This window comes from Streptomyces sp. NPDC002867 (assembly GCF_053591895.1).
Genome location: NZ_JBSFUR010000002.1, coordinates 43549 through 64616, shown reverse-complemented (window position 1 = coordinate 64616; position 21068 = coordinate 43549). Strand labels below are relative to the sequence as shown.

Sequence of the window (21068 nt, the reverse complement as noted above, 5' to 3'; positions counted from 1 at the left end):
CGGTTCGCAAATTCGATCTCTGGTATTCGGACAAGGATTTAGCTCGCGATAGAGCGAGTTGTGACTGGAGTCACCCGGAAGGCCCTGGAATTCGTCACTCTCAGCTGAGGGTGACCTGGCGGTTCGTGAGGCCGCCGCGGGCCCGGCGCTCCTCGGGGGTCAGCGGTGCGTCGCTCTCCAGGGCCTTCGCGAGCCGCTCGGCGAACTCCGCGGCCGGCGTCTCGCACTCCTTGGCCCCCATGGAGCTGGGCAGGTCCCACACCGGGACCATCAGCCCGTGGGCACGGAAGGAGCCGACGAGCCGGGTGCCTTCGCCGAGCGAGGACGTGCCGGCCGCGTGCAGCCGGGCCAGGGCGTCGAGCAGCCGCTCCTCGGGGTGCGGCATGACCCAGCGCAGGTGGTTCTTCTCCGGCGTCTCGCACCAGTAGGCGGCGTCGACACCGGACAGCTTCACGGTCGGGATCGCCGCGGCGTTCGCGCGCTCCAGGGAGGCGGCCACCTCCCCCGACGCCTGCTCGGCCGAATCCGGAACCCAGAACTCGAAACCGGAGTGCACCTGCGGCACGAAGGCGGCGTCCGGGTCGAGCAGATCCTGCAGCCGTACGTCCGAGGCCGGGTCGCCCCCGGTGACGGGCGTGCCCGGCTCGGCGGCGAGCGCCTTGCGCAGCGTGCCGGCGAGGTCGCGGCTGAGGTCGCCGGAGGGGGTGTCGTTCTGCAGGCCGAGCAGAACGGAACCGTCGTCACGGCGCAGCGCGGGCCACGCCATCGGCAGGACGGTGGCGAGCGTCACGGACGGCACGCCCTCGGGCAGTCCGCCCTTCAGGGTCAGCTCGACGGTGGCGGCGGGCACGAGCTCGCGCAGGGCCACCCAGTCGCACTCGCCCGGCAGCCCCTCGAAGGGCCGCTGGACCAGTTCGGTCACGGCGTGCGCGGCGGCCCGGCCGTGACAGGCCTTGTAGCGGCGGCCCGAACCGCACGGGCAGGGCTCGCGCGCGCCCACGACCGGCACGGGCTCGTCGACGCCTGTGGCCCCGGCCTTGGTCTGAGGCTTCGTTGCCTTCGTCTGGGGGCGCTTCTTGGCCATGGTGTGGCTTTCTCCCGAATGCGGCGGTGCTGTGTCGGGCGCGAGCCTAGCCGTATGCCACCCCCGTGGGGGAGCGGTGACGCACCGGTGCGGCGGAGTGCCGGAACGAGGGTGTGACGGACCGTCGGCACGATCCCCGTACAGGGCGCCGGATCAGTCCAGATCGTCGAAGGAGTCGGCGAAATCGAAGGACGGCCCCGCGACGCGCGTGGCGAAGTCCTCGCGGCGATGCCCCTCCGTGACGATCACCCACACGGTGACCTCACCGGACATGCCGTCCCGCACGCCCCACTCCTGGGCCAGCGCCGAGATGATGTTCAGCCCGCGGCCGCCGCGTGCGGTGACCGAGGGCGTGGCCGGAACCGGGCGGGTCGGACCGCCTCCGTCCGTCACCTCGACCGTGAGCCCGCCCGCCTTGTCCACTCGCCAGGCGGCACGGATGTCGCCCTCACCCACGTCGGCGCGCCCCAGAGGTCTGCCATGGCGACACGCGTTGCTGAGAAGTTCGGAAAGGATGAGAACTGCATCGTCGACGACCGCTTCGGATACGCCGCTGCGGCTCAGCTGCTCCCGCATCCGGTGTCGTGCCTCACCCACGCCCGCAGGGCCATGGGGTACGGCCATGCTCGACGACGTGGGCACCTCCTGTGCCACCACCAACGCCACCCCCGAGACCTCCTTTGCCCCACGCCACGGTGTGAATGCCCCAATGGACTGGACCGGAAACCGGCCAAGCAGGGACGAGTGACGCACTCGACACGCTCGAATACGCACCGAACGCGCCGGAGCACTCCCTGTAACGGAGGTTACGCACGGCCCAGTTGGGACAGGACCTGTTTGGGGCGGTTGGTGATGATTGCGTCGACGCCGAGGTGGACGCAGAGTTCGACGTCCTCCGGTTCGTCCACCGTCCACACGTGGACTCGGTGGCCCGCCTGGTGCAACCGGGCCACGTAGCCGGGATGGCCACGCACGACCCTGATGCCGGGGCCCGCGATCCGCGCACGGCCGGGAAGCCGCCCGTCGCGCAGCCGCGGAGTCATGAACTGCGTGAGATAGACGGTGGGCAGGCTGGGGGCACCGGCCGCGATCCGGTGCAGGGAGCGGGCCGAGAAGCTCATCACCCGCACCTGCGACTCGTCGGCGGACGGCGGCGCGTCCAGGCCGAAGCGCCCGAGCAGCTTCAGCAGCCGCTCCTCGACCTGACCGGCCCAGCGGGTGGGGTGCTTGGTCTCGATGGCGAGTTCGATGTGGCGCCCGGAGTCGGTGACCAGTTCCAGCAGCCGTTCCAGGGTGAGCACGGAGGTGAGGGACGGGTCCCGCCAGTCCGGGCCCTCGGCGGCGTCCTTCCAGGAGCCGAAGTCGAGGGCGGCGAGATCCGCGAGCTCCAGGGCGGAGACCGCGCCGCGGCCGTTGGAGGTGCGGTTGACGCGGCGGTCGTGGACGCAGACGAGATGGCCGTCGGCGGTGAGACGCACATCGCACTCGAGGGCGTCCGCGCCGTCCTCGATCGCCTTGCGGTAGGCGGCCAGCGTGTGTTCGGGTGCGTCCTCGGAGGCGCCTCGGTGGGCGACGACCTGGATGTGGTGCTGCTGCCGTGCTGGGGTCACCGCGTCATGGTGTCACCGGGATGGGGCATACGGATGCAGGAGTACGACGGAACGCATTGTTCCTGTCCGTCTTGGGCCGTTCCGGCCGGCGGCACCGCGCAGCCGGTCGGACGCTCTGGGGATGCGTCCGTTTTGCCGGAAGTAAAGGATTGCCGGAATACGCACAGCTCCTGCTTACAGTGGCCTGACGTGCTGTGGGAAAAGCTGTCTGCGGACGGATCGTGCCGACGAAGCAGAACGAACCGACACCGACGTGGAATCTGAGGAGACAGAGCTGTGAGCACCGAGAACGAGGGCAACGCGGTTCCGGCCGCCCCGTCCGTACCTCCTCGGCCGGACACCGCTCCCGAGGGTTCTTCGCCCGGGCCCGGCCCCTCCCCCGCCGGCCCCGGGACCTCGGGCCCGGAGGCGGCGACGGCGGCGGAGCAACCCTGGCAGTCCCCCCAGCCGGGGCACGCCCCCGCGCAGCACCCCGGCGCCGCGTGGCCTCCGCCCCCGCTCCCCTCCTACGGGGGCGGAGGCAGCGGCGGTCCCGCATGGGGAGCGCCGGTCCCGGCGGCCGAGCCCCGGCGCAGGCGCGCGGGCGGGCTCGTGGCGGCCGTGCTCGTCGCGGCCCTGGTGGCGGGCGGCGTCGGCGGCGGCATCGGCTACTGGGCCGCCGAGAGCAACGACGACGCCCCCGGCTCCACCACGGTCTCCGCCGTCTCGCCGCAGGACCTCAAGCGCGAGCCGGGCACGGTCGCCGCGGTCGCGGGCAAGGCGCTGCCGAGCGTGGTGACCATCGAGGCCAAGTCGGGCGCCGGCGGGCTGGACGGACCCGAGGGCGGCGGCGAGGCAGGCACGGGCACCGGCTTCGTCTACGACAGGGAAGGTCACATACTCACCAACAACCACGTGGTGGCCTCCGCGGCCGACGGCGGCGCGCTGTCGGTGATCTTCTCCAACGGCAAGAAGTACGACGCCGAGGTCGTCGGCCGGGCCCAGGGCTACGACGTCGCCGTCCTGAAGCTGAAGAACGCGCCCTCCGGACTCGCCCCGCTGCCCCTCGGCAACTCGGACAAGGTCGTGGTCGGCGACTCGACCATCGCGATCGGCGCCCCCTTCGGTCTGTCCAACACGGTCACCACGGGCATCATCAGCGCCAAGAACCGCCCGGTGGCGTCGGGCGACGGCTCCAGCGGCAAGAACTCCTACATGAGCGCGCTGCAGACCGACGCCTCGATCAACCCCGGCAACTCGGGCGGCCCGCTGCTCGACTCCAGCGGTGCGGTCATCGGCATCAACTCGGCCATCCAGTCGGCGGGTAACGGCCTCGGCCAGTCCCAGGCCGGTTCGATCGGCCTCGGTTTCGCGATCCCGATCAATCAGGCGAAGACGGTCGCCGAGCAGCTGATCAAAACCGGCCGGCCGGTCTACGCGGTGATCGGCGCGACGGTCGACATGGCGGGCGAGGGTACGGGCGCCAAGATCGCCTCCGAGGGCGCGGGCGGCACGGCGGCGGTGACCCCCAACGGCCCCGCGGCCAAGGCGGGTCTGAAGCCGGGCGACGTGATCACCGGCTTCGGCGACAAGGCGATCGACAGCGGCCCGACGCTGATCAGCGAGATCTGGAACCACAAGCCGGGAGACAAGGTCACGCTGACGTACGAGCGCGGCGGCGAGGAGCACAAGGCCGAGGTGATCCTGGGCGAACGCGAGGGCGACAGCTGAGCCCCCGAGAACGCTGCTGCACCCGATGGGCCGCGCCCGGTAGTCTGTAGCCCGCTCCGGCGCAGGCGGCCGGGGCGCTGGGTGGGTTGCCCGAGCGGCCTAAGGGAACGGTCTTGAAAAACGTGAGGACGCGAAAGCGTCTCCGTGGGTTCGGATCGAGCCCACTTCGCAGGTCATAGACATGCTGGTCAGAAGGGGTGCCTCTCGCTGAGGGGCACCCCTTCTGCGTGCGGTTGTCTCACCTTGATCCGGCATTGTCGCGGTGTGGATCAGTGCGTGTGGACCAGGCGTGGACCAAATACGCAGAAGAAGTAGCAGGTCAGACACCGCTCTAGCAGGGTGCTGAGTTACGCTCCACGTGCAACTATGTGGTATCTGGGGAGTCGGGGGCTTGACCGATGTCGCAGCCAGTTCACGGGAAGCTGATCCAGAGGGACCAGGCATCACATAGCGCCCGGACCCTGTCATCCACTGGTGCCGGGCGAGGTGTGGTGACCAAACGCCACGTCTCGCAGCGCGGCAGGGCCGCGCCCGACCGCGAACGTGAACGCGTCAAAATGCGTGGATCGGCCCACGCTCCTCGATGAGCACCGGGATCCCGTCCACCTTGGGTGGTATCCCCTCGTGAGAGGCTCCCGGAGAGACGTAGACGGCGACGGCCGGCTTTCCTCGGAAGCGGATTATCCCGATGCCCTGGACCCGTTCGAGGGCAAGGAGCTCTTCCTCGTGCTGCGACGCGGCTCGTCGGGCAGCTGCAAGCGTTGCATTCTTAGCCTTCAAAACGAAACTCCCAGCTCATCAAGCACCCGATCGATCGGGGTGGCAAAGGTTACTTGATCGTTGCCTCCGACAACCATTCCTACCGGCTTCAGTGTCTGCGCCTCTACGACCAACGCGCCCGAATCCCCTAGCCAGCTGAACACCCTGCCGTTGGTGCCTGTCACCTCAAGGTGGTCAACTATACGAACGGATCCTCGTTTCAGTTGATATCTCTCCCAGCGAATTCTCACAGCCGTTACCGTGCCGAACCGGATCTCGGTGCTACGTCCGGACTTGCACACCTTCATCCCCAGCCGCGGAGTCACTGGACTGGCACCCATCTGTCCTAGTCCGTAGATCCACGAGGTGATGTTGGGATGATCGAATTCCGCTACAGCGGCGTCTACCCGATTTGGGCCGCCTTCAAAATCAAGATCAATCCAATCGGAGAGAGTCGCGAGTTCGTCGGCAGCGCAGCCCTTGTCGTCTCCTGCCCCAGGCTGAAGTATGGCCTCCCCCCTTCTTCCCTCGTTCTCGCGGGCCAGCACGTGGTTGCAGCCAACGACACACTTCGTGCCGTTGCGATGTCCGACGAACCCCAAAGTTCCTATGGGGCCGGGTAGCGGCCCGAATGACACGCCGATTGGTGCCGGTCGATGCCGACCTGTGGGGCCGAAGCCGACGATGGGGTTGCGCTGAACCAGCTCAGTGGGAACGTCCTGGATCTTCGGCGGCACCGCCTCATCCAATCGCCCGGGGTCTGTGACGTAGACAGCAACGCAGGCTTCCCCGGTACCGTGCCCCGCCATCGTTTGTTCCTGGATGCCCACTCCCAAGACGTTGGCGCCCTCGGTAGGGGTGGAGTGCAGTGCATGCCCGATTGGGGCCCGGAGTAGCTGTGTCGCTTCCTGATGTGCGTCAAGCACACGCTTCGAGACAGGTACCTCCATACATTCAGCATATGTCAGCTTTGTATGTAATAACGAATTTTGGGCGGTCTTGGTTCGCTTCTGACCTGCTCGAACGGGGGCGGCGCCGCCGTAGGGGGGCCTGCTCGGTCTGTTCCCCCTTCAAGTACGCCCAGGCCCGTGCCTGCTGGACCTGGAAATCAGTGACGGGGCCGTGGGGATCAACGTGTGGGACAGCGATCCGACCCTGCTGGCAGCCTGTGCGACTGACCCGGGCCGGATCGGACAGAAGCTAGAGGTCGTGAGGGGAGCCCGTGGGCAAGCGCGTCAAGGTGACCATCGTGCTGGCCGACGACCCAGTGGACATCTGGCAGGCAGACTGATGTGAACCGCCCATCAGGGCCACGCGCTACCAGGTGGGATCCTCCGGCGGGATGACGAAGGCGCCACCCCTTCGGTTGGCGGGGTGGCGCCTTCAGTCGGCCAGACGGCCTGGTCTACTCGCTGTCGTCAGCCGCCAATGCCGTCTCGATCTGTTGGTTCGCGCGCTGCTGGTTGCGGTGGATGGCCTTGGCGTAGAAGCGGAACAGGACCGCGATGCTGTGGCCCGCCCGGCGTGCGACTTCTGCCGGGGAGACGCCGGAAGCAAGCCAGAGTGAGACGCCCGCATGACGCAGAGAGTACGGCACGTCAGCCAGGGGGGAGGCCGCTTCAGATTCGGTCAGCGCCGCGAGTCGAGCCGCTTTCCATACCTCCCCGTACTCCTTGGACAGCAGGCCGCCGCCCTGGGCCGCGCGGAACAGCCGGCCGTCTTCAGCGGTACCGAACTCCTTCATGTGCTCGCGGACCAGGCGCACGAGCACGGGGGGAATCGGTACGGGCCGGGTCGCCTTGCGGGCCCGCTTCTTCAGGCCGCGCGTATCGAACGACTCCCCCGTGTCGGTCCACCCGGAGCCGACGCGGGGCGTGCTCGTCGACAGCAGCACTTCGCCCCAGCCCTCTTCGGGCAATGTGAAGTCCTCTTCCCGCAGATTGGCCGCCTCCCCAGGACGGTTGGCCGCGTAGTAGAGGCAGCCGAAGAACGCCTTTAGGTGACGTCCGCGTGCCCCCTGCTCGCCTACAGCGTCGATCAGCGTCTTCGCCAGCTTCGGGCCGGGGACGAACCGGAAGTCGATCTCGTCGTCAGTTTCGGGCGGGGTCCAGTCGACCTTGTCGAGGGGCAGGGTCGCCAGCAACTCCCGTTCCATCGCGTACCGGAGGCAGTTGCTGAAGACCGTTCGCTTGCGATTCACCGTGTTCTCGGCAGCGGCCGTGCCGTCTTGCTTCAGCTTCAGAGCGTCGAGCGCCGTACGCACCACCGAGGGCGTATTGAGTGTGGTGATGTCGACGGACTTCCGGCTGATCCAGTCCAGCGCCGACACGATGTCGGCGGGCGGCTCCTCGACGTCGATACGGGGTTTCAGTGTCCCGTCGTCGCCGAGGACGAAGCGGTAGATCCACGAGTAGAGGGCGATGCGGAGGACCTTCGGAGCCGGAGCCCCACGGTTGTCCTTGACCAGCTTCGGCGTGATGGTGGCCAGCGTGTCAGCGATGCTTGCCCGGTGCTTGGCCGAGGCACTGGGCCACTTCATCTCCGCATAGGCGCGTGTGTGGGCGTACCAGGTGGTGGAGTTGAGCGCCTGTACCTCCGAGGCGGGCAGGCCGGTCTCCGTGTCGAACTGCTCGCGGTTGCGCAGCGCGGTCAGCAGCTCCGAGCGTCGACCGTCGGCCTGAGCCTTGATCTTGTAGCTCTTGGAGAAAGGGCGGGGGCCGACCCGCCACCGGAGCTGATAGGCCGCCACACGGTTGGGCCGCTTGCGAATGCCCCAGACCTGAACGTCGTAGGTCAGCAAGCTTCCTGCACCTCGCAGCCGTCGAACCAGGCGTCGAGGTCGGCCCGGCGGATGCGTATCTGACCGTTGGGGAGCTTCAGGTGCTTTGGTGCCTGGCCCCGCGCGCGCATCCGGTAGAAGGCAGCACGGGAGACTCTGATCTCAGCGAGTGCTTCGACCAGCGTCAGCGTTCGCTTGTTGGCGGTGGTCGGAGTGGTCACAGCCAGGGGGCTCCTTCGGACTTGAGGCGTTCGGTGTGGGCTCTGTCGTGGCGGACCTGGGCGGCGAGGAACTCTTCGCCGGGGCGGTAGCCGCTTCTGAGGTAGGTCCATGACGAGGCGGTGATGAGGGTGGTGTTCTCGTCGTCGACGGGGAGGCCGGCGCGGATGCGGGTGGCTTCGGCTTGGGCGGTGCGCCAGGCACGGCGTACGTCGCGGAGTGCGCCGAGGGTGGTCGAGTAGGCGCGGGATTTGCTGGCGAAGTGGCCGCGGAAGCCGAGCATGTGGGCCCACTTCCAGAGCTTGAGATCGGCGAACTCGGGGAGGTGGCCGAGCGCCCATGCGGTGCGGATCATCTGCCGGGTGTGCTGCTGGACGGGGAGATCGGCGAGGCGCTCGGCTTGGCCGGTGCCGTCGCAGTCGTCGCACAGGTCGCGGAAGCCGTCGGGGCCGCGTACGTAGCCGCGTCCAGCGCAGGGGCGGCAGACGAGGGTGCGGTCCACGGTGCCCGCGCCCTCGGCGTTCTTCGTGGCGTACTTGGCGACGTATCCGGCGACTTTGGCGTCGGTGAGTTCGCCGTCACCCAGGGCCGAGATTTGGTCCACCTTGAACCGGTCGCCCCATCGGATGACGCGTTCGCCGACCGCGTCCGACTCGATCGTGAGCCGGGCCCGCTCGACTGCCAGGCCGACGGCGACGCGTAGGGCGTCGAAGGTGGTCCAGGCCGGGGGCGAGGTGGTGTGGCCATCGGGACCGTCGAAGCGGACGACCGCGTGGAAGTGGACCAGGCCGCGTTGCTGGTACTCGGCGACTTTGGCGAAGGAGATGCGGAGAGCCGAGTTGAGTGCCTTCTGCGTCATGCCGAGGTGTTGGGCGAGGGCGCGGCGCAGGTAGGTCGTGAAGCGTGCCCAGAGGGCCCCAGCGTGCGCGTTCCACAGCACGGCGCCGGTGTAGTCGTAGCTTGCCGGGCGGAGTGGGGTGCCGAGTTCGGGCGCGTCCTGGGAGTGGCTTTCGCCGCACGCGCAGGGGCGGGGCTTGCCCGCGTCGGTCGTGGGGCGGTTGTGGACGGGGCCGAAGGACGGGGCGGTGAGGGTGACGAACGCGCGGGGGTGGTCGCGGACGGTTTCGGCGACGTTCTTGCCGCCGGACAGTCCGGCCTTGATCAGGTGATAGGTGTCGGCCGCGTAGAGGCGGGAGCAGGCCGGGCAGCGGGAGGCACGACGGTTGCCGCAGGTGGTGAGGAGGCGGCCGGAGGGTTCGTCCTCGGAGCGGTAGGAGCGGACCACTTGCTTGGTGGTCTGGTCGGTGGTGATCGTCCAGCCGTGCAGGTTGACGGGACTCGTGCAGCCGCGAAGATCGCGGACCTGTTCGGTGACGCGGTCGAAGTCGTCGGTGTTGGCCAGTTCGACCAGGTCCCGCAGGCCGGGGCTGATGACGTGGCGCAGGTCGAGGGGGCGGCGCATGGGTGGCGGGGTGTCCTTTCTGGCGCGAGGGTGAGGACCTGCGGGCAGCAGCGATTCAGTGCGCTCGGGCTGCTGCCCGCAGGCATGGCGAGTCGGGCCCAGGGGGCGGTGGTGGGTGCCGGGGAGGCCGGCGGAGGGGGTGGCCCTACAGAGCGGCGTGCAGCGCGGTGGCCATGGGCAGGCCGATCCCGAGGCGGGTCTTGAGCTGGGCCGCCGTGATCGGTTCACCGTGCTCGGTGTGGTGCGACGACGCGATGGAGCGTGCTTCGGTCAGTAGCGGCTCAGGAACGTTGACCACGGGCGAGGCGGGAGCCGAGGCGATCTGAGGAGCGACCGGCGCCGGGGGCGGAACGATGAGCGGCATCGCAGGGCTGGAGGCGTCAGAGCCCGTCTCAGACTCTGGTTCGATCTCGTCCGCCAGCGGAGCCGGTACGGCGGGGCGCGCAACGGTGTGGAAGGCACGCAGGAGCTGCGGGCCGACGAAACCCCAGCCGAGGAGGAGCAGCGGGGCCACCGCGTCGACGGCGGCGCGGCCGTAGTGTCCGACGACGATCGGTTCTGCGACGTTGAGGGCAAGGGTCAGCAGTCCGGAGAAGTGCATGAGGCGGGTGGCGGCCGTCATCTGGTCTGCGGGCAGGCCGCGCAGGGAGAGGTAGCGGAGGGCGACCAGCAGGCCGACCACGGACAGGTCCACCATCGGGGCGATGAGCGGTGCGATCGGTCCGGGGACGCCGAGGCGCAGGGCGAGGGACCAGACGTTGCCGAAGGAGAAGACGAACGCCAGCGCAGCAATGACGATCATGACGGCGGTGATGGTGCGCTGAGTGATCCGGTCTTCTGCCATGAGTGTTCACCTCCTCTCTTGGGGTGACGGGACGTGCGGGGTGGTGGGGAGCGCTGCTTAGGCGTCGAGCTTCGTGAGATCCACGTCCCCCATGCGAGGACCGAGGAAGGCTTCCAGCAGGGCGGATGGGTCGGCGGTGAGGTTCGCCGTCTCTTCGGCGATGCGAGCCGCTTCCGCGTCGGGTACGTAGGGCGTGCGGATGCGGGTGAAGCCGGGTTGCGACTGGTGGTTCATGGACGCGACGCCGACGTAGGTGGGGTCCTGGAGGTTGATGGGGTTGGCGTCCGGCCATTCCCGGATCTCGTCGCCGAGCGCGGCCACGGCGGCTTCGGCGGTCTTCTGGGCGAAGCTCAGGCCGACGGGGCAGACGTCGCGGATGAAGGTGGGGATCGCGTCGCCCGTGGACTTCTGAGTGGTGAGGATGACGAGTAGACCCACGGACCGGCCTTTCTTCACCAGGTCTTCCACGAGGCGGGCGTTCTCTGCGGCGAGCGCGGCCAGCTTCTTCGTCTGCTGGTCGCTGCCTTTGTGGTCGCGGAAGTAGGTGTGGGCTTCGTCGACGATCAGCACGACCAGGGGCCAGCTCTCGGAGGGGCCGACGTCCCACATGGACTTCACCCCGAGCACTTGGCGCACCGAGGCCGACCGTGCGCGGCGCAGCTCCACCAGGTGCCGGAACAGCTTGTTGGCCTCTTCCAGGTCATCGCCGACGAAGGCGAACATGCGCTGTACCCAGTCGGCGTAGTCGCCTTCATAGGCAGCAGACACCTTGCCGTCCGCACAGGCGAACTGCACTGCGGGCGAGGGTGCCCAGTCGGAGAGAAGCCGGTTGATCAGGCTGGTCTTGCCGAAGCCGGGAAGGCCGGCCACGGTCACGCCGGGCACCTGCGTGAGGTTCACGGATACGGGCTGCGCGTACTCGTCCAGGCCCAGATCCCACCGGGCCGTCTCTTCCGGTGCGTCGCCCGAGGGGTGGTGCTCGGTGGGGAGCTTTAGTGGGTCCAGTCGCACACCCCGGATGAGGACTTCCCCAGGCTTGTCCTGGGTCACCGCCACGCGTGTGCACCGCCAGGCGTCCGCCAGGTGCGGACCCGCTTTCTGGAACTGTTGAAGTCCAACGCCAGGCAGGCACTGTGCCCGCGCGATCACTCCGTACGCGTCGTGCTTCACCTTCAGGGCCGGGATGAGGACGCGCGGCTTGTTGGGCTTGCCCTGTGTGTTCGCCAGCGACGCGAGCGCGGTCGGGGTCTTGTCCGTGGCCGACAGCTTGAGCATCGGTGCCAGTCGCTTCCAGCCCCACCGCACTCGTATGGCCTGCCGTATGGACTGCCGGGTCATGGCGTCGGCGAGCACGTAGCGGACTACCCACCAGGCAGCCCATCCGACGAGCGAGGTCAGCACCAGGGCGACGATGATCGGGAGGTGACCGAAGATCCCTTCCACCGGGGCGTTCGGATCCTTCATGCGTGGCTCTCCAACGGGTTGTAGAGGAAGGCCCCGAGGGCCGATTCGAGGGCCGCCCGATCCGCCGAGGCGTCGAGGTGGGGATAGCCGTAGGCGATGAGCACGGCCGCCACCGAGGTCACGAGTAATTCGGTGAACCAGGCATCCGGCCCGGCGTGAGGCAGCGGGTAGCTGCGCTCAGCGCCGGACCGGAGGACGGTGCCGCTCACGCCGCTTCCGCCACCGGGGCCACCAGGTCCAGCCGCCCCGCGCGGTAGGCGATGCCGTCCGAGAGGGAGCCGTTGAAGATCCGCGCCCACGGAGTGGCGAACAGGTCCACCGGCATGACCGGAACACCCGGACGGAGGCCGTTGGGCAGACCCGTTTCCGGGACGGTGATCTTCAGAGCCTCGGCGCGGTCCTCCTCCATGAAGAAGAGGGTGATCGTGTAGAGCTTCGCGCCGGTCTCACGGTCGGTGGCGAACTGCGTCTTCTCCTGGTCCGCGTACTTCGGCACCGGCAGGGTTCCGACCATGAATGACGAGGTGGGGAGCAGGCCAACACGGATGCGTGCCATGAGAGTTGATTCCTTTCGTTGCGCTCCACCCAAGGCGGCGGGGCGTGATCACCATTGAACATAGCTCACCTAGCAGTGTCAAGTGAATCGGGTGAGCTAGGTGCTCACAGGCATGGGTCACCTATGTCAGTGGGGTGTGCTAGAGGTGCTAGAAATCGCTACTCTTGGGCCATGAGCCCCGCGCCAGAGAGCAAGCAGGACCGCCGGCCGCCGTATCAGCACGCTGCCGACGAGCTTCGGCGCGACATCTTGCAGGGGCGGATCAAGCCTGGCGAGCAGATGCCGGCCATTCGCGAGCTACAGGAACGCTTCGGCGTGGCCAACATGACCATGAGGTCCGCGCTCAACGTGCTGCGCGAGGAGGGCCTGATCTACACGATCCATGGCCGGGGTAGCTTCGTCGCAGACCATGACGGTGGGGGCGAGTTCTCTGCCAACTACACAGCGCCAGCTTGGTACTTGTCGAAGAGTGGCCAGAAGCCAGGCCAGGCAGGGCCAGGGGAGGGAAGGCCCGACGACGCTGAAGCCGCCGGGGCCAACCTCGCTGAAATCCTCACATCACTACGCGACGAGATCCGCGCCCTCAGCGCTGATCATCAGGAACTGCGCCGTGAGGTTGAGGAGTTGAAGGCATCGCAGCAGCCGAAGCCGTAGTCCTGAGCTGGGCCACTTCCTCTCGCAACTCCCTGGTCTCTCTGCTGAGGCGGACGACCATGGCCCGCATCTCCTCGACCAGCGCGACTACCTGATCCGTCTCCCCGACGTGAATGCTGGTCGTCCCCATTTCGTTGTCCGGTATGTGCTCGGTCATCGCTCCCTGCTTGCTGCCGTGCCGTCGTTCCGCGCCGCGTCGTCCGAGCCGCCCGACCCTGCCCACGGCATCCGTGCCTCTCCCCTGTTGATTGATCACTGCCCTGCGGTGCTGTTCAGAGTTTCTTTACTGGATCAAGGCGGCCCGCCTACGGCGGGCCGCGCGCGCTGGCGGCCACGGGCCGCCGCCGCTCCCTGTCTCCGCCACCGCTTCGGCGGCCCGCCGCCACTCAGCGCGCAAGACCGCCAAGGCGGACAGCCAGAGCAGGAGGCAACCCGACCAACCCGAGCGCCTGGACCAGGCGAAAGACGGAGTGACGCCCACACCACACCGCCTCCTCTCCGTCAGGAGGGGGACCGGAACCGAGCCGAAATGCCGTCCGTACGTCCACAACGCGTCGGCAGGAGGGAGCACAGACCGTGACGTATCGAGGAAGCGTGGCTGAGCTCCGTACGGGGTTGCTGGAGGCATACGTGACGGGTGCTCGTTCGGCGAGCCCGCCGCCGTGGCTGACTTTCGGTGGTGCGGGCCAGAACGTGGTATTCCCTGGCGTGACTTCATCGGAGCCCTCTCCAACTCGGTAGGCGGAACAGTGAGGTTGTAGGTGCTCCTCTGCTCGAGCACGCCGACCACCCCGGTACCATCGGCACCGGGGTCCTGATCAGGGCTTCCACGACCGGACCACCCGGAATGCTGTCCAGGCTGAGGGGTGGTCCGGTCTCTTGTTGTCCGGCCGCCGCCGTACGAGCAACCCACGGCGAGCGGCTTCAAGATCAGCTCAGGGCTTTGCCCACCTCGTAGATCGTCGGCCGGTCCTCGGGAGCATGGCTGAGCATCGCGTCGATCAGGTCGCCCAGCTCGCCGTGCGCCTTCACGGGGCGACGCCGACCGTTCGCCACGGCTTCTCTCTGTACTGGACGGGGAGCATCGTCCGGGTACTCGACCGCTCGGCAGCCGGTGGCGGAGACGAGCAGGGAGGCGCCGAGGGCATAGATGTCGGCTTCCTGCGTCGGCTCAGCCTCGCCGGTGGCAAGCACGCTGCGGGCGATCTCCGGGGCCTCGTAGTGGACGAGGCACCCACGGAACGGGAAGTCGTACCCCTGAGGCACGTGTCCACCGTGGGCCAGGGCGAGGTCGATGAGGTGTGTTCGTTCGAGGCCGATGATGAAGTGGGCGGGTTGTACGTCTCCGTGAGCCCAGCCCTTGCCGTGGAGTTCGGCGAGGGCCTCGACGCATCCCAGGGCGACCTCGGTGTCTGGCGTGAATACCGGGTCCGGACCACGGCAGGGTTCCCACAACCGATACAGGTCCGGCCCTTCGTGCCATGGCTGGAAGTTCCAAGTGCCCTGCTCCCACTCGCCATAGGCGATCTCATCGAAGCCAAGACGATGGAGGACAGCACCCTCACGGGCCGGCGCCAGGGCAGTCCAGGGCTGCGCGGGCCAGTCAGCCGTGGCCTTGATCGGATAACCGACCTTCACGGCGTAATGGCCCCGAGGGCCGAACACCTCCCATACGGTCGAACCGCGCCGGTTGATGACCAGGCGTTGCGTGTTCGGCATGAGCGCATCGAGCACTACGGTCGGCACTTCAGGGATCGAGCCGGACAACGTCGTTGTTCTCCTTCCGGACCAACGCGGCCGACCCTGGGTCGAGGCCGGCCGCGTCGCTGATATCGGGTGCTAGTCCTGACCGTAGGGACGGCCGCAGTCCGCGTCGCACTGTGCGAGGTTCGTCCCGTCGACGGTCCACAGCTCGTCGAAGACCAGGAACCCAGCGGCCTTCATGGCATGGGCAGAGGTCGCTACCTTCTCGGGGTCACGGCCCCCGCCACCCGGCTTCGGGTTGTGGTGGAGGAATCGGCCCGCGTACCGCTCGCACAGCTGGGCGTACTCCTTGGTGTGCAGGATGAGTGCGTGGAGGCCGAGGTCCACGTCGTCCGACGGGACCATGGGAACGGTTGCGGTGGCCGCCGTGACCACGAAGGCCACCGCCTGGTCGGCGATGCGCTCGGCCCGCTCGGCCGACTGGCCGTTGTGGGTGACCACGAAGTGGGCGAGGCTCTCGAACAACTCCTCACCCGCCGCGGCGCGACCGGTCCTCTGAGCGTTCGTCGTTGCCGTCATGTGCAGTCTCCTCGTGTGAGGTGGTGCAGGGGATGAACGGTCCCGTCCTGGTCGCCGCGCTTGGCTCGGCGGCGATCGCAAGCGGGTTTGGAGGCCAGCCCCGAACGGGGACGGGGAGCCGGAAGCGGCACCCATTCGGGGCGGCCGGTCTAGTTCAGGCCAGTCCGAGGGCCATGCCGATCACCAAGCCGCATGAACCGCTGATGCAGATGATGAACAGGACCCCGGCGTACCGGCCGACGGCGCGCATCACAGCCCAGCCCGACTGTTGCCGTTCTTCATGGCCAAACGTGCGCTCAGTTCTTCCCGAGCGCTGAGGGCCACGACGTTGCCCGGCATGGCATCCCACTCCCGGCCGCCACAGACCGGCCGTATCTGCACACGACCGCCGATCTGACCCATGACGACGCCGATGCGTCCGTTGGCACTGTCCTTCGCCAGTTCGCCGATGCCTGGCCTGGTCTGCTGATTGCTCGCCATGCCCACGAGCTTCCCGCCGCCCATCAGGACGTTGGAACCACCGACAAACCCCACTTTGGGACGTCCCGCGTGGGGTAGAACGTCCCTAGTGCCGTCCCCGGATGTTGGGAGAGATTGAGATGCCGAACGAGAGATTACGTGCTGCCATGGCGGCCGGCGGCTGGACGTACAACGCCCTCGCGGACAAGGTCGAAGTCGATCCCAAGTCCGTCGAACGATGGGTCAACCTGGGGCGTACGCCGCGCCGAGCCACGGCCATGTTGGCAGCAGAAACGCTAGGAGAAGACGTGCACGCTCTATGGCCATCGCTCAGGCAGGCACGCCCGGCCCGCGCCGTCAGCCCGGAACTTGTGGCTCTCTACGACCAGCGGGCGGACGTCCCTGTGTCCACCTTCGTGGACATGCTGACCCAGGCCCGCGAGCGGATTGATGTGTTGGTGTACGCCGCCGTCTTCCTGCATGAGGCGTACCCCAGACTCAACGAGCTCTTGAAGGAGCGAGCGGCCGAAGGGTGCGCAATCCGTATCGCACTTGGCGACGCGGACAGCTCCAACGTCCAGGAGCGTGGCGAGGAAGAGAAGTTCGGACACGGGATCCAGTCCCGCTGTCGCCTTGCGCTGATGCACTATCGCCCCCTCGTCGGGGTACCTGGCATCGAGGTGCGGACCCATGCAACGACGCTCTACAACTCGGTTTACCGGGCCGACGATCAGGCCCTGGTCAACGCTCATGTCTGGGGCGTGAACGCCTTCGGTGCCCCTGTCTGGCACCTGCGCCGAAGTAGGGCGGGCGGCATGTTCGACACCTACGCCGACAGCTTCGACGCGGTGTGGACGACCGCCACGCCAGTACGAGAAGGGTGAGCATGGCACGGACCGAGTACTACGACGACCCAGATGCGCCCAAGCCCAACAGTTTGGTCGTAGCGGCGTCCGCAGTGGTCACCGACGACGAGGGACGCATCCTTCTACAGCGCCGACGAGACAACGATCTCTGGGCGCTGCCCGGCGGTGGCATGGAGATGACCGACTCGCTGCCGGGCACCGCCGTCCGTGAGGTGAAGGAGGAGACGGGCCTGGACGTGGAGATCACTGGGCTCGTCGGGACGTATACCGACCCGCTCCACGTCATCGCCTACACGGACGGTGAGGTGCGTCGACAGTTCAATGTCTGTTTCACCGCCCGCGTGGTCGGCGGACAACTCGCGATCTCCGACGAATCCACGGAGTTGCGATTCGTGCCGACGGAGGAGCTGGCTGAGCTGCCCATGCACCACACCCAGCGGCTACGACTTCAGCACTTCCTCGAACATCGGGAGCGGCCGTACCTCGGCTGACCTCGTATATTGCGGTGACGGTGAAATCTTCCCGTCCGCCCGTACAAAAGCTTTGCGCGATTTAGAACAGGCGAAAGGGCTCCTCTTCATCTGCGGACGGGTCAAATCCCCGAGCACGCAAAACTTGGACACCTGCTCTCTTGGCCCAGGCTCGGAAATCTTTGCCCACTTTCGACGTGGTGGACTCTCCCCATGTGGCAGAAATAGAGTCTTGAATAGCGAGCCCCAGGTGGTAGTTGCTTACCTGAGGGTCGCTTTGGATCAAATTCAGGGCTGGAGTGCCACCAGGAAGTCGTTGCAGAGCACTAAGAATTTTCTCTGGAATCACTTGCCCAGAGCTATCAGTTACGTCGTCCACTATGTGGATATCGCCGTTCAATTGCCGAACGAGGTTCAGCGTCAGAAGCTCAGTCACCGCTCGACGCTGATTCCGCGGAAGCAAACTGTACTGGCGTGCTGTCATCGGGCTGCTTGACAACTGCTTGAGAAGGTCAAAAGCGCTTTTCGGTGTCCGCAGCGTGAAAGATTCACCATTTCTGCTCTGCGCCCGCCCTCCGCGCAAAGTGACGGCGGGTATGTAGCCATCCGGAGGTACTTGCAGTTGGTCGCTGTCCATGATTGCCAGTCCAGCATAATGGAACCACATCGCAAAGGAACGGGCGTACTCCAACCAGGATTTCGGCTGGGCTTCTACGGCGGGAAAGACGTTGGTTAGTTCACGCGAGTACATAGAAATAGTGACCCTGTCACCATGTCGCTCGGCAAGGCCAAGGAACGCTGAGTAAGCCCTATTTCTTCTCAAAGCAGAAGCGACTCTTCGTCTCATCTCTGCTTCAATGTCGACTGCGTTAAGCACCTCATCCAGCAATTTCACCCGGTTCGGCTCGTAGGCAGTCAATCCGAAGAGTCGAGGTTCACGGGAGCGATTATAAATGACCTTGGTGCTTACATTAAGTTCATCGGCAAGGTCGCTGACAGAGGTATCTCCTCCTGCTGCCAAAACTGCATAGAGCAACTCTGCCACAGCGCGTGGACTTTGGCGGACGATGTATGAGTCTTCGATCGGCACTCGGCCTGTGTTTAGGAAGTCCCTAAACGTGTCCCAGTATGTATCCAGCTTTCCAGCCAAGGCCACGACTAGGCGCGAGTCGAGTAGAGATTGGATGGCGCTACTGTTATATCTCTCTGTGACTTCGATGGCGGATACCGGGGCAAATCTTGCAATGTGGCGAAGTGCCTCATTCTCGACTGGAGATAGACCAGACAGGTCAGAGTCGAAGAGGCTTTGCACGTTCAAGGCTTCGCTGACAAGCTGCTCCTGGCTCTTCTGTCGGGCCTGCAGTTCTCGGATAATGTGGCCGCTCAGTTTCTTGAAAAGCCATGGAAGTCCTTGAGAATACTCTCTGAGTCGTTGCCGCAAGTCGCGGGAGAGCGATGTACCAAGCTTTTTCTCCAGACGACGGAGGAGAGTTTCGATCTCGCGGGCCCTCATGGGGCCTACGGAAATAAAAGTACTGCTACTTCGGATTTCGTCACGAAGTCTGAATGGATGTGATTCCGTCCACGCCACAAGGTCGGTTTTCCAAGCAAAACCAACGAGAGCCGGAATCTCGGAATCGCGGATCATGAGTGTCAGGTCTCTGAACTCTTGGGTCATGCGTTGATCTTGAAAGACATTCTCAAACTGATCAAAGAATACCAGGAAGGGCTTGGACTCGTTCGTCCATTTTGCTCTTTGTAGAGTCCATACGGCACTGGCCAAGCTCGCCCACGAGCAGTCTGCCGGCAGCTTGAGTATGCCCAGCGCTTCCGCTTCATGCGCGGCTACTCGAAGTACCTCACTGATGAATCGGGCAGATGTAGCGGTTCGACTGTCTACAACAATGGCGTAACCGCCACGAGTTTCTACGATCTTCTTAAGCTGTAGAGCGAGCGAACTTTTCCCCCAGCCAGACTGTGCGTTAAGGACGAGGGAGCCCCTGTGCTGACCAACAAACGTTTCCAAGTCTTGAACTGCAGATCCCCGCCCCACGAAATACTCAGGCGAAGCTGGCAGTTGATATTCGAAATCCTCTGAACTTCCCCTTACTCGCACAATCGTCGGAAGGGTGTCTTCTTCGTGTGTGGTGGGAATTAGACGCGTCCCCTCACCCTGAGCCGTTCGGATGGTAAGCCCCGTTGCGTAGGGATCGCCCTCCAGTAGTTCAATAACCGGGTCAGGTACCACTTTTGCTTCGGCAGCCCAGACTAGGACTGAGTCAGCTCGATGTGTTTCGCTGTCTAGGGATTTAGCGCAGCTGTAAATGCCGTATTGGGTGATGATGACCGCTGGATCGCTAAATAGATGTGCAGCGGCCTGACTTTCTGTGGGTGGATCTGATATCAGTCCCCTCCCTTTGAGGAGGTCGACTACGTCCGTAACATTGAAGTACCTGAAAAGCTTATCCTTGGCCATGGCCTTTCTTGCCACTTCTTCACCTTCGGCGACAAGCCGCGGTAAGGCAAAAAAGTATCCGAAGACGTTATCGTCCCCTTCGTATCGCGCCAACTGAAGTTTCCCGAGAAACGATGTGCATGCCTGTGCGCGGACGTTGGAAGTGTAAGCCTTACACTCGACTACCGCCTTTTGGCGCGTGATCGTGCTTGTGGCGGTAATGTCAATTTCGATGCTGTCGGAATGTACATTCAGGTCGCTTGTTGTGGGCGCCTCATAGCCGTACTCGTGCAATAGGAGTGCAACGAAGCTCTCGAATAGGTGACCTTTGGCGTTGTTGCGGGCGGCGACTGTGTCCCCCGCAGCGAGAACCAGCACCTGATGATCTTGTACGGCAAGGCGCTCCATCGCATCAGGGTAGCTGTGAGGTGTGACATCAGGGATGACCTTGGCATAACTGGACTTCCCTGCCTCGGTGGCCAGTTGCCGTATAGACCTGCACAGAACCCACAACCAGCGGCCGGCGTTCTGCATGGCCTGGTCGAGGGCAAGTGGCCGGCTGTTGTGCGCGTGGTCCGGACGAGGCGCACCAGCGCCCAGGCCCTGCCGCCACGGCGCGGGAACCGGGGGCGACGGATGCGGTCGGCATGGCAATAGGCTTGCCCGGTGTCGGCGTGAGCCTTGGCCCAAGCGTCGATCCGAAAGGATCTTGGGCCGAGCAGGAGGCAGTGGACCCTGTGTGGACCAAGAACCCGCGCGAGGCTGGAGGCCGGTAGGCTGTACCCGCTCCGCCCCAGGTGGGCGGGGCGCAGGTGGGTTGCCCGAGCGGCCTAAGGGAACGGTCTTGAAAACCGTCGTGGCGCGAGTCACCGTGGGTTCAAATCCCACACCCACCGCCAGATGAAACGGCCCCTGACCATCGCTGATGGTCAGGGGCCGTTTGCATGTCCGCCCCGTGGGCTACGCCGCGGCCGGGACGAAGCCGCCGTGGGCGCGGCCGTCGGTGAGGAGGGCAGGCCAGTCGAGGTCCTCGGGGAGCGTGTCCAGCGACAGGACCACCGCGCCGCCGGCCTGCTCCACCGCCGAGCACCAGGCGGACATCTCCTCGGCCTCGTTTTCCGCCTGGGCGCCCTGGACCAGGCAGCCGGCGTCCCCCGGGCCGTCCACCACCGTCATCACGAGCCGGGGCATGAGCTGCCAGCCGTCGCACAGCGGTACGCGGCCGTCGGGCGCGTGGAGCGGGGGCAGGAACTCGTGGACCGGGGCACCGCCGAGCAGGAGCAGTGGGGTGGGGCCCATGACGAAGTGAGCGTTGTGGCGTGGCAGGAACATGGCGTCACGGTTCCACAGACGGATGGGCGCGAAAGCCGCCCCCGCCCGAGAGGGCGGAGGCG

Annotated in this window: 21 protein-coding genes and 1 tRNA gene; 5 read left to right on the top strand and 17 right to left on the bottom strand. The window is 66.0% G+C overall.

The window, feature by feature from the left end; genetic code table 11:
• Window positions 1-100: 100 nt before the first annotated feature.
• From ACWD0A_RS01855 to ACWD0A_RS01845, 3 genes are all read right to left on the bottom strand, one after another.
• On the bottom strand, window positions 101-1084 hold the full coding sequence (locus tag ACWD0A_RS01855) for a DUF5926 family protein (RefSeq protein ID WP_451293663.1): 984 nt from the start codon (window positions 1082-1084) through the stop codon (window positions 101-103).
• Between the two features lie 153 nt (window positions 1085-1237).
• Complete coding sequence (locus tag ACWD0A_RS01850) at window positions 1238-1837, bottom strand: ATP-binding protein (protein ID WP_307714615.1); 600 nt, start codon at window positions 1835-1837, stop codon at window positions 1238-1240.
• 53 nt (window positions 1838-1890) lie between these two features.
• Entirely contained in the window at window positions 1891-2694 is an 804-nt protein-coding gene (locus ACWD0A_RS01845) for a glycerophosphodiester phosphodiesterase (protein WP_451293661.1), read from the bottom strand.
• 276 nt (window positions 2695-2970) lie between these two features.
• On the opposite strand from ACWD0A_RS01845, the gene ACWD0A_RS01840 reads away from it, so the two are divergent.
• Window positions 2971-4404, top strand: coding sequence for a trypsin-like peptidase domain-containing protein (locus tag ACWD0A_RS01840; RefSeq protein WP_451293659.1), 1434 nt, complete (start codon window positions 2971-2973; stop codon window positions 4402-4404).
• A gap of 552 nt (window positions 4405-4956) precedes the next feature.
• Here the strand turns inward: ACWD0A_RS01840 and ACWD0A_RS01835 are convergent.
• The 9 genes from ACWD0A_RS01835 to ACWD0A_RS01795 form a co-directional block, all read right to left on the bottom strand.
• Complete coding sequence (locus tag ACWD0A_RS01835) at window positions 4957-5184, bottom strand: hypothetical protein (protein WP_451293657.1); 228 nt, start codon at window positions 5182-5184, stop codon at window positions 4957-4959.
• Window positions 5181-6113, bottom strand: a complete 933-nt coding sequence (locus tag ACWD0A_RS01830; protein WP_451293655.1) for a hypothetical protein — start codon at window positions 6111-6113, stop codon at window positions 5181-5183. The genes ACWD0A_RS01835 and ACWD0A_RS01830 overlap by 4 nt, the downstream gene beginning before the upstream one ends.
• A gap of 455 nt (window positions 6114-6568) precedes the next feature.
• Window positions 6569-7963 (bottom strand): tyrosine-type recombinase/integrase, encoded by a 1395-nt coding sequence (locus tag ACWD0A_RS01825; RefSeq protein WP_451293653.1) that lies wholly within the window; start codon window positions 7961-7963, stop codon window positions 6569-6571.
• Window positions 7957-8163, bottom strand: coding sequence for a helix-turn-helix transcriptional regulator (locus tag ACWD0A_RS01820; RefSeq protein WP_451293651.1), 207 nt, complete (start codon window positions 8161-8163; stop codon window positions 7957-7959). Before ACWD0A_RS01820 ends, ACWD0A_RS01825 begins: the two co-directional genes overlap by 7 nt.
• Complete coding sequence (locus ACWD0A_RS01815) at window positions 8160-9623, bottom strand: replication initiator (RefSeq protein ID WP_451293649.1); 1464 nt, start codon at window positions 9621-9623, stop codon at window positions 8160-8162. The genes ACWD0A_RS01820 and ACWD0A_RS01815 overlap by 4 nt, the downstream gene beginning before the upstream one ends.
• A 145-nt stretch (window positions 9624-9768) precedes the next feature.
• Complete coding sequence (locus tag ACWD0A_RS01810) at window positions 9769-10467, bottom strand: DUF2637 domain-containing protein (protein WP_451293647.1); 699 nt, start codon at window positions 10465-10467, stop codon at window positions 9769-9771.
• A gap of 57 nt (window positions 10468-10524) precedes the next feature.
• Window positions 10525-11931 carry an FtsK/SpoIIIE domain-containing protein gene (locus ACWD0A_RS01805; protein WP_451293645.1) on the bottom strand — a complete coding sequence of 469 codons (1407 nt, stop codon included), beginning with the start codon at window positions 11929-11931 and terminating at the stop codon, window positions 10525-10527.
• Window positions 11928-12140: a hypothetical protein gene (locus tag ACWD0A_RS01800; protein ID WP_451293643.1), complete on the bottom strand. Its 213-nt coding sequence runs from the start codon at window positions 12138-12140 to the stop codon at window positions 11928-11930. Before ACWD0A_RS01800 ends, ACWD0A_RS01805 begins: the two co-directional genes overlap by 4 nt.
• Window positions 12137-12487, bottom strand: coding sequence for an SCO3933 family regulatory protein (locus tag ACWD0A_RS01795; RefSeq protein WP_451293641.1), 351 nt, complete (start codon window positions 12485-12487; stop codon window positions 12137-12139). Before ACWD0A_RS01795 ends, ACWD0A_RS01800 begins: the two co-directional genes overlap by 4 nt.
• A gap of 171 nt (window positions 12488-12658) precedes the next feature.
• On the opposite strand from ACWD0A_RS01795, the gene ACWD0A_RS01790 reads away from it, so the two are divergent.
• Window positions 12659-13141 carry a GntR family transcriptional regulator gene (locus ACWD0A_RS01790; protein WP_451293639.1) on the top strand — a complete coding sequence of 161 codons (483 nt, stop codon included), beginning with the start codon at window positions 12659-12661 and terminating at the stop codon, window positions 13139-13141.
• A 930-nt stretch (window positions 13142-14071) separates the two neighbouring features.
• On the opposite strand, the gene ACWD0A_RS01785 is transcribed toward ACWD0A_RS01790, so the two are convergent.
• The 3 genes from ACWD0A_RS01785 to ACWD0A_RS01775 form a co-directional block, all read right to left on the bottom strand.
• Window positions 14072-14908 (bottom strand): protein kinase, encoded by an 837-nt coding sequence (locus ACWD0A_RS01785; protein WP_451293637.1) that lies wholly within the window; start codon window positions 14906-14908, stop codon window positions 14072-14074.
• 72 nt (window positions 14909-14980) lie between these two features.
• Window positions 14981-15424 carry a glycine-rich domain-containing protein gene (locus tag ACWD0A_RS01780; RefSeq protein ID WP_451293635.1) on the bottom strand — a complete coding sequence of 148 codons (444 nt, stop codon included), beginning with the start codon at window positions 15422-15424 and terminating at the stop codon, window positions 14981-14983.
• 249 nt (window positions 15425-15673) lie between these two features.
• On the bottom strand, window positions 15674-15904 hold the full coding sequence (locus ACWD0A_RS01775) for a hypothetical protein (protein WP_406197496.1): 231 nt from the start codon (window positions 15902-15904) through the stop codon (window positions 15674-15676).
• 119 nt (window positions 15905-16023) lie between these two features.
• Here ACWD0A_RS01775 and ACWD0A_RS01770 point away from each other — a divergent pair, with 119 nt between their 5' ends.
• Both ACWD0A_RS01770 and ACWD0A_RS01765 read left to right on the top strand, forming a co-directional pair.
• A complete protein-coding gene (locus ACWD0A_RS01770) occupies window positions 16024-16767 on the top strand; it encodes an XRE family transcriptional regulator (protein WP_451293633.1) in 744 nt (247 codons plus the stop codon).
• A 2-nt stretch (window positions 16768-16769) separates the two neighbouring features.
• The gene (locus ACWD0A_RS01765; protein WP_451293631.1) at window positions 16770-17240 is read left to right on the top strand and encodes an NUDIX domain-containing protein; all 471 of its coding nucleotides are present in this window, start codon (window positions 16770-16772) and stop codon (window positions 17238-17240) included.
• Between the two features lie 61 nt (window positions 17241-17301).
• Here ACWD0A_RS01765 and ACWD0A_RS01760 read toward each other — a convergent pair whose 3' ends face one another.
• Window positions 17302-20082 carry an nSTAND1 domain-containing NTPase gene (locus ACWD0A_RS01760; protein WP_451293629.1) on the bottom strand — a complete coding sequence of 927 codons (2781 nt, stop codon included), beginning with the start codon at window positions 20080-20082 and terminating at the stop codon, window positions 17302-17304.
• A gap of 403 nt (window positions 20083-20485) precedes the next feature.
• On the opposite strand from ACWD0A_RS01760, the gene ACWD0A_RS01755 reads away from it, so the two are divergent.
• Window positions 20486-20573 (top strand) — tRNA-Ser (locus tag ACWD0A_RS01755).
• A gap of 61 nt (window positions 20574-20634) precedes the next feature.
• Here ACWD0A_RS01755 and ACWD0A_RS01750 read toward each other — a convergent pair.
• Entirely contained in the window at window positions 20635-21006 is a 372-nt protein-coding gene (locus ACWD0A_RS01750; RefSeq protein WP_451293627.1) for a hypothetical protein, read from the bottom strand.
• Window positions 21007-21068 lie beyond the last annotated feature (62 nt).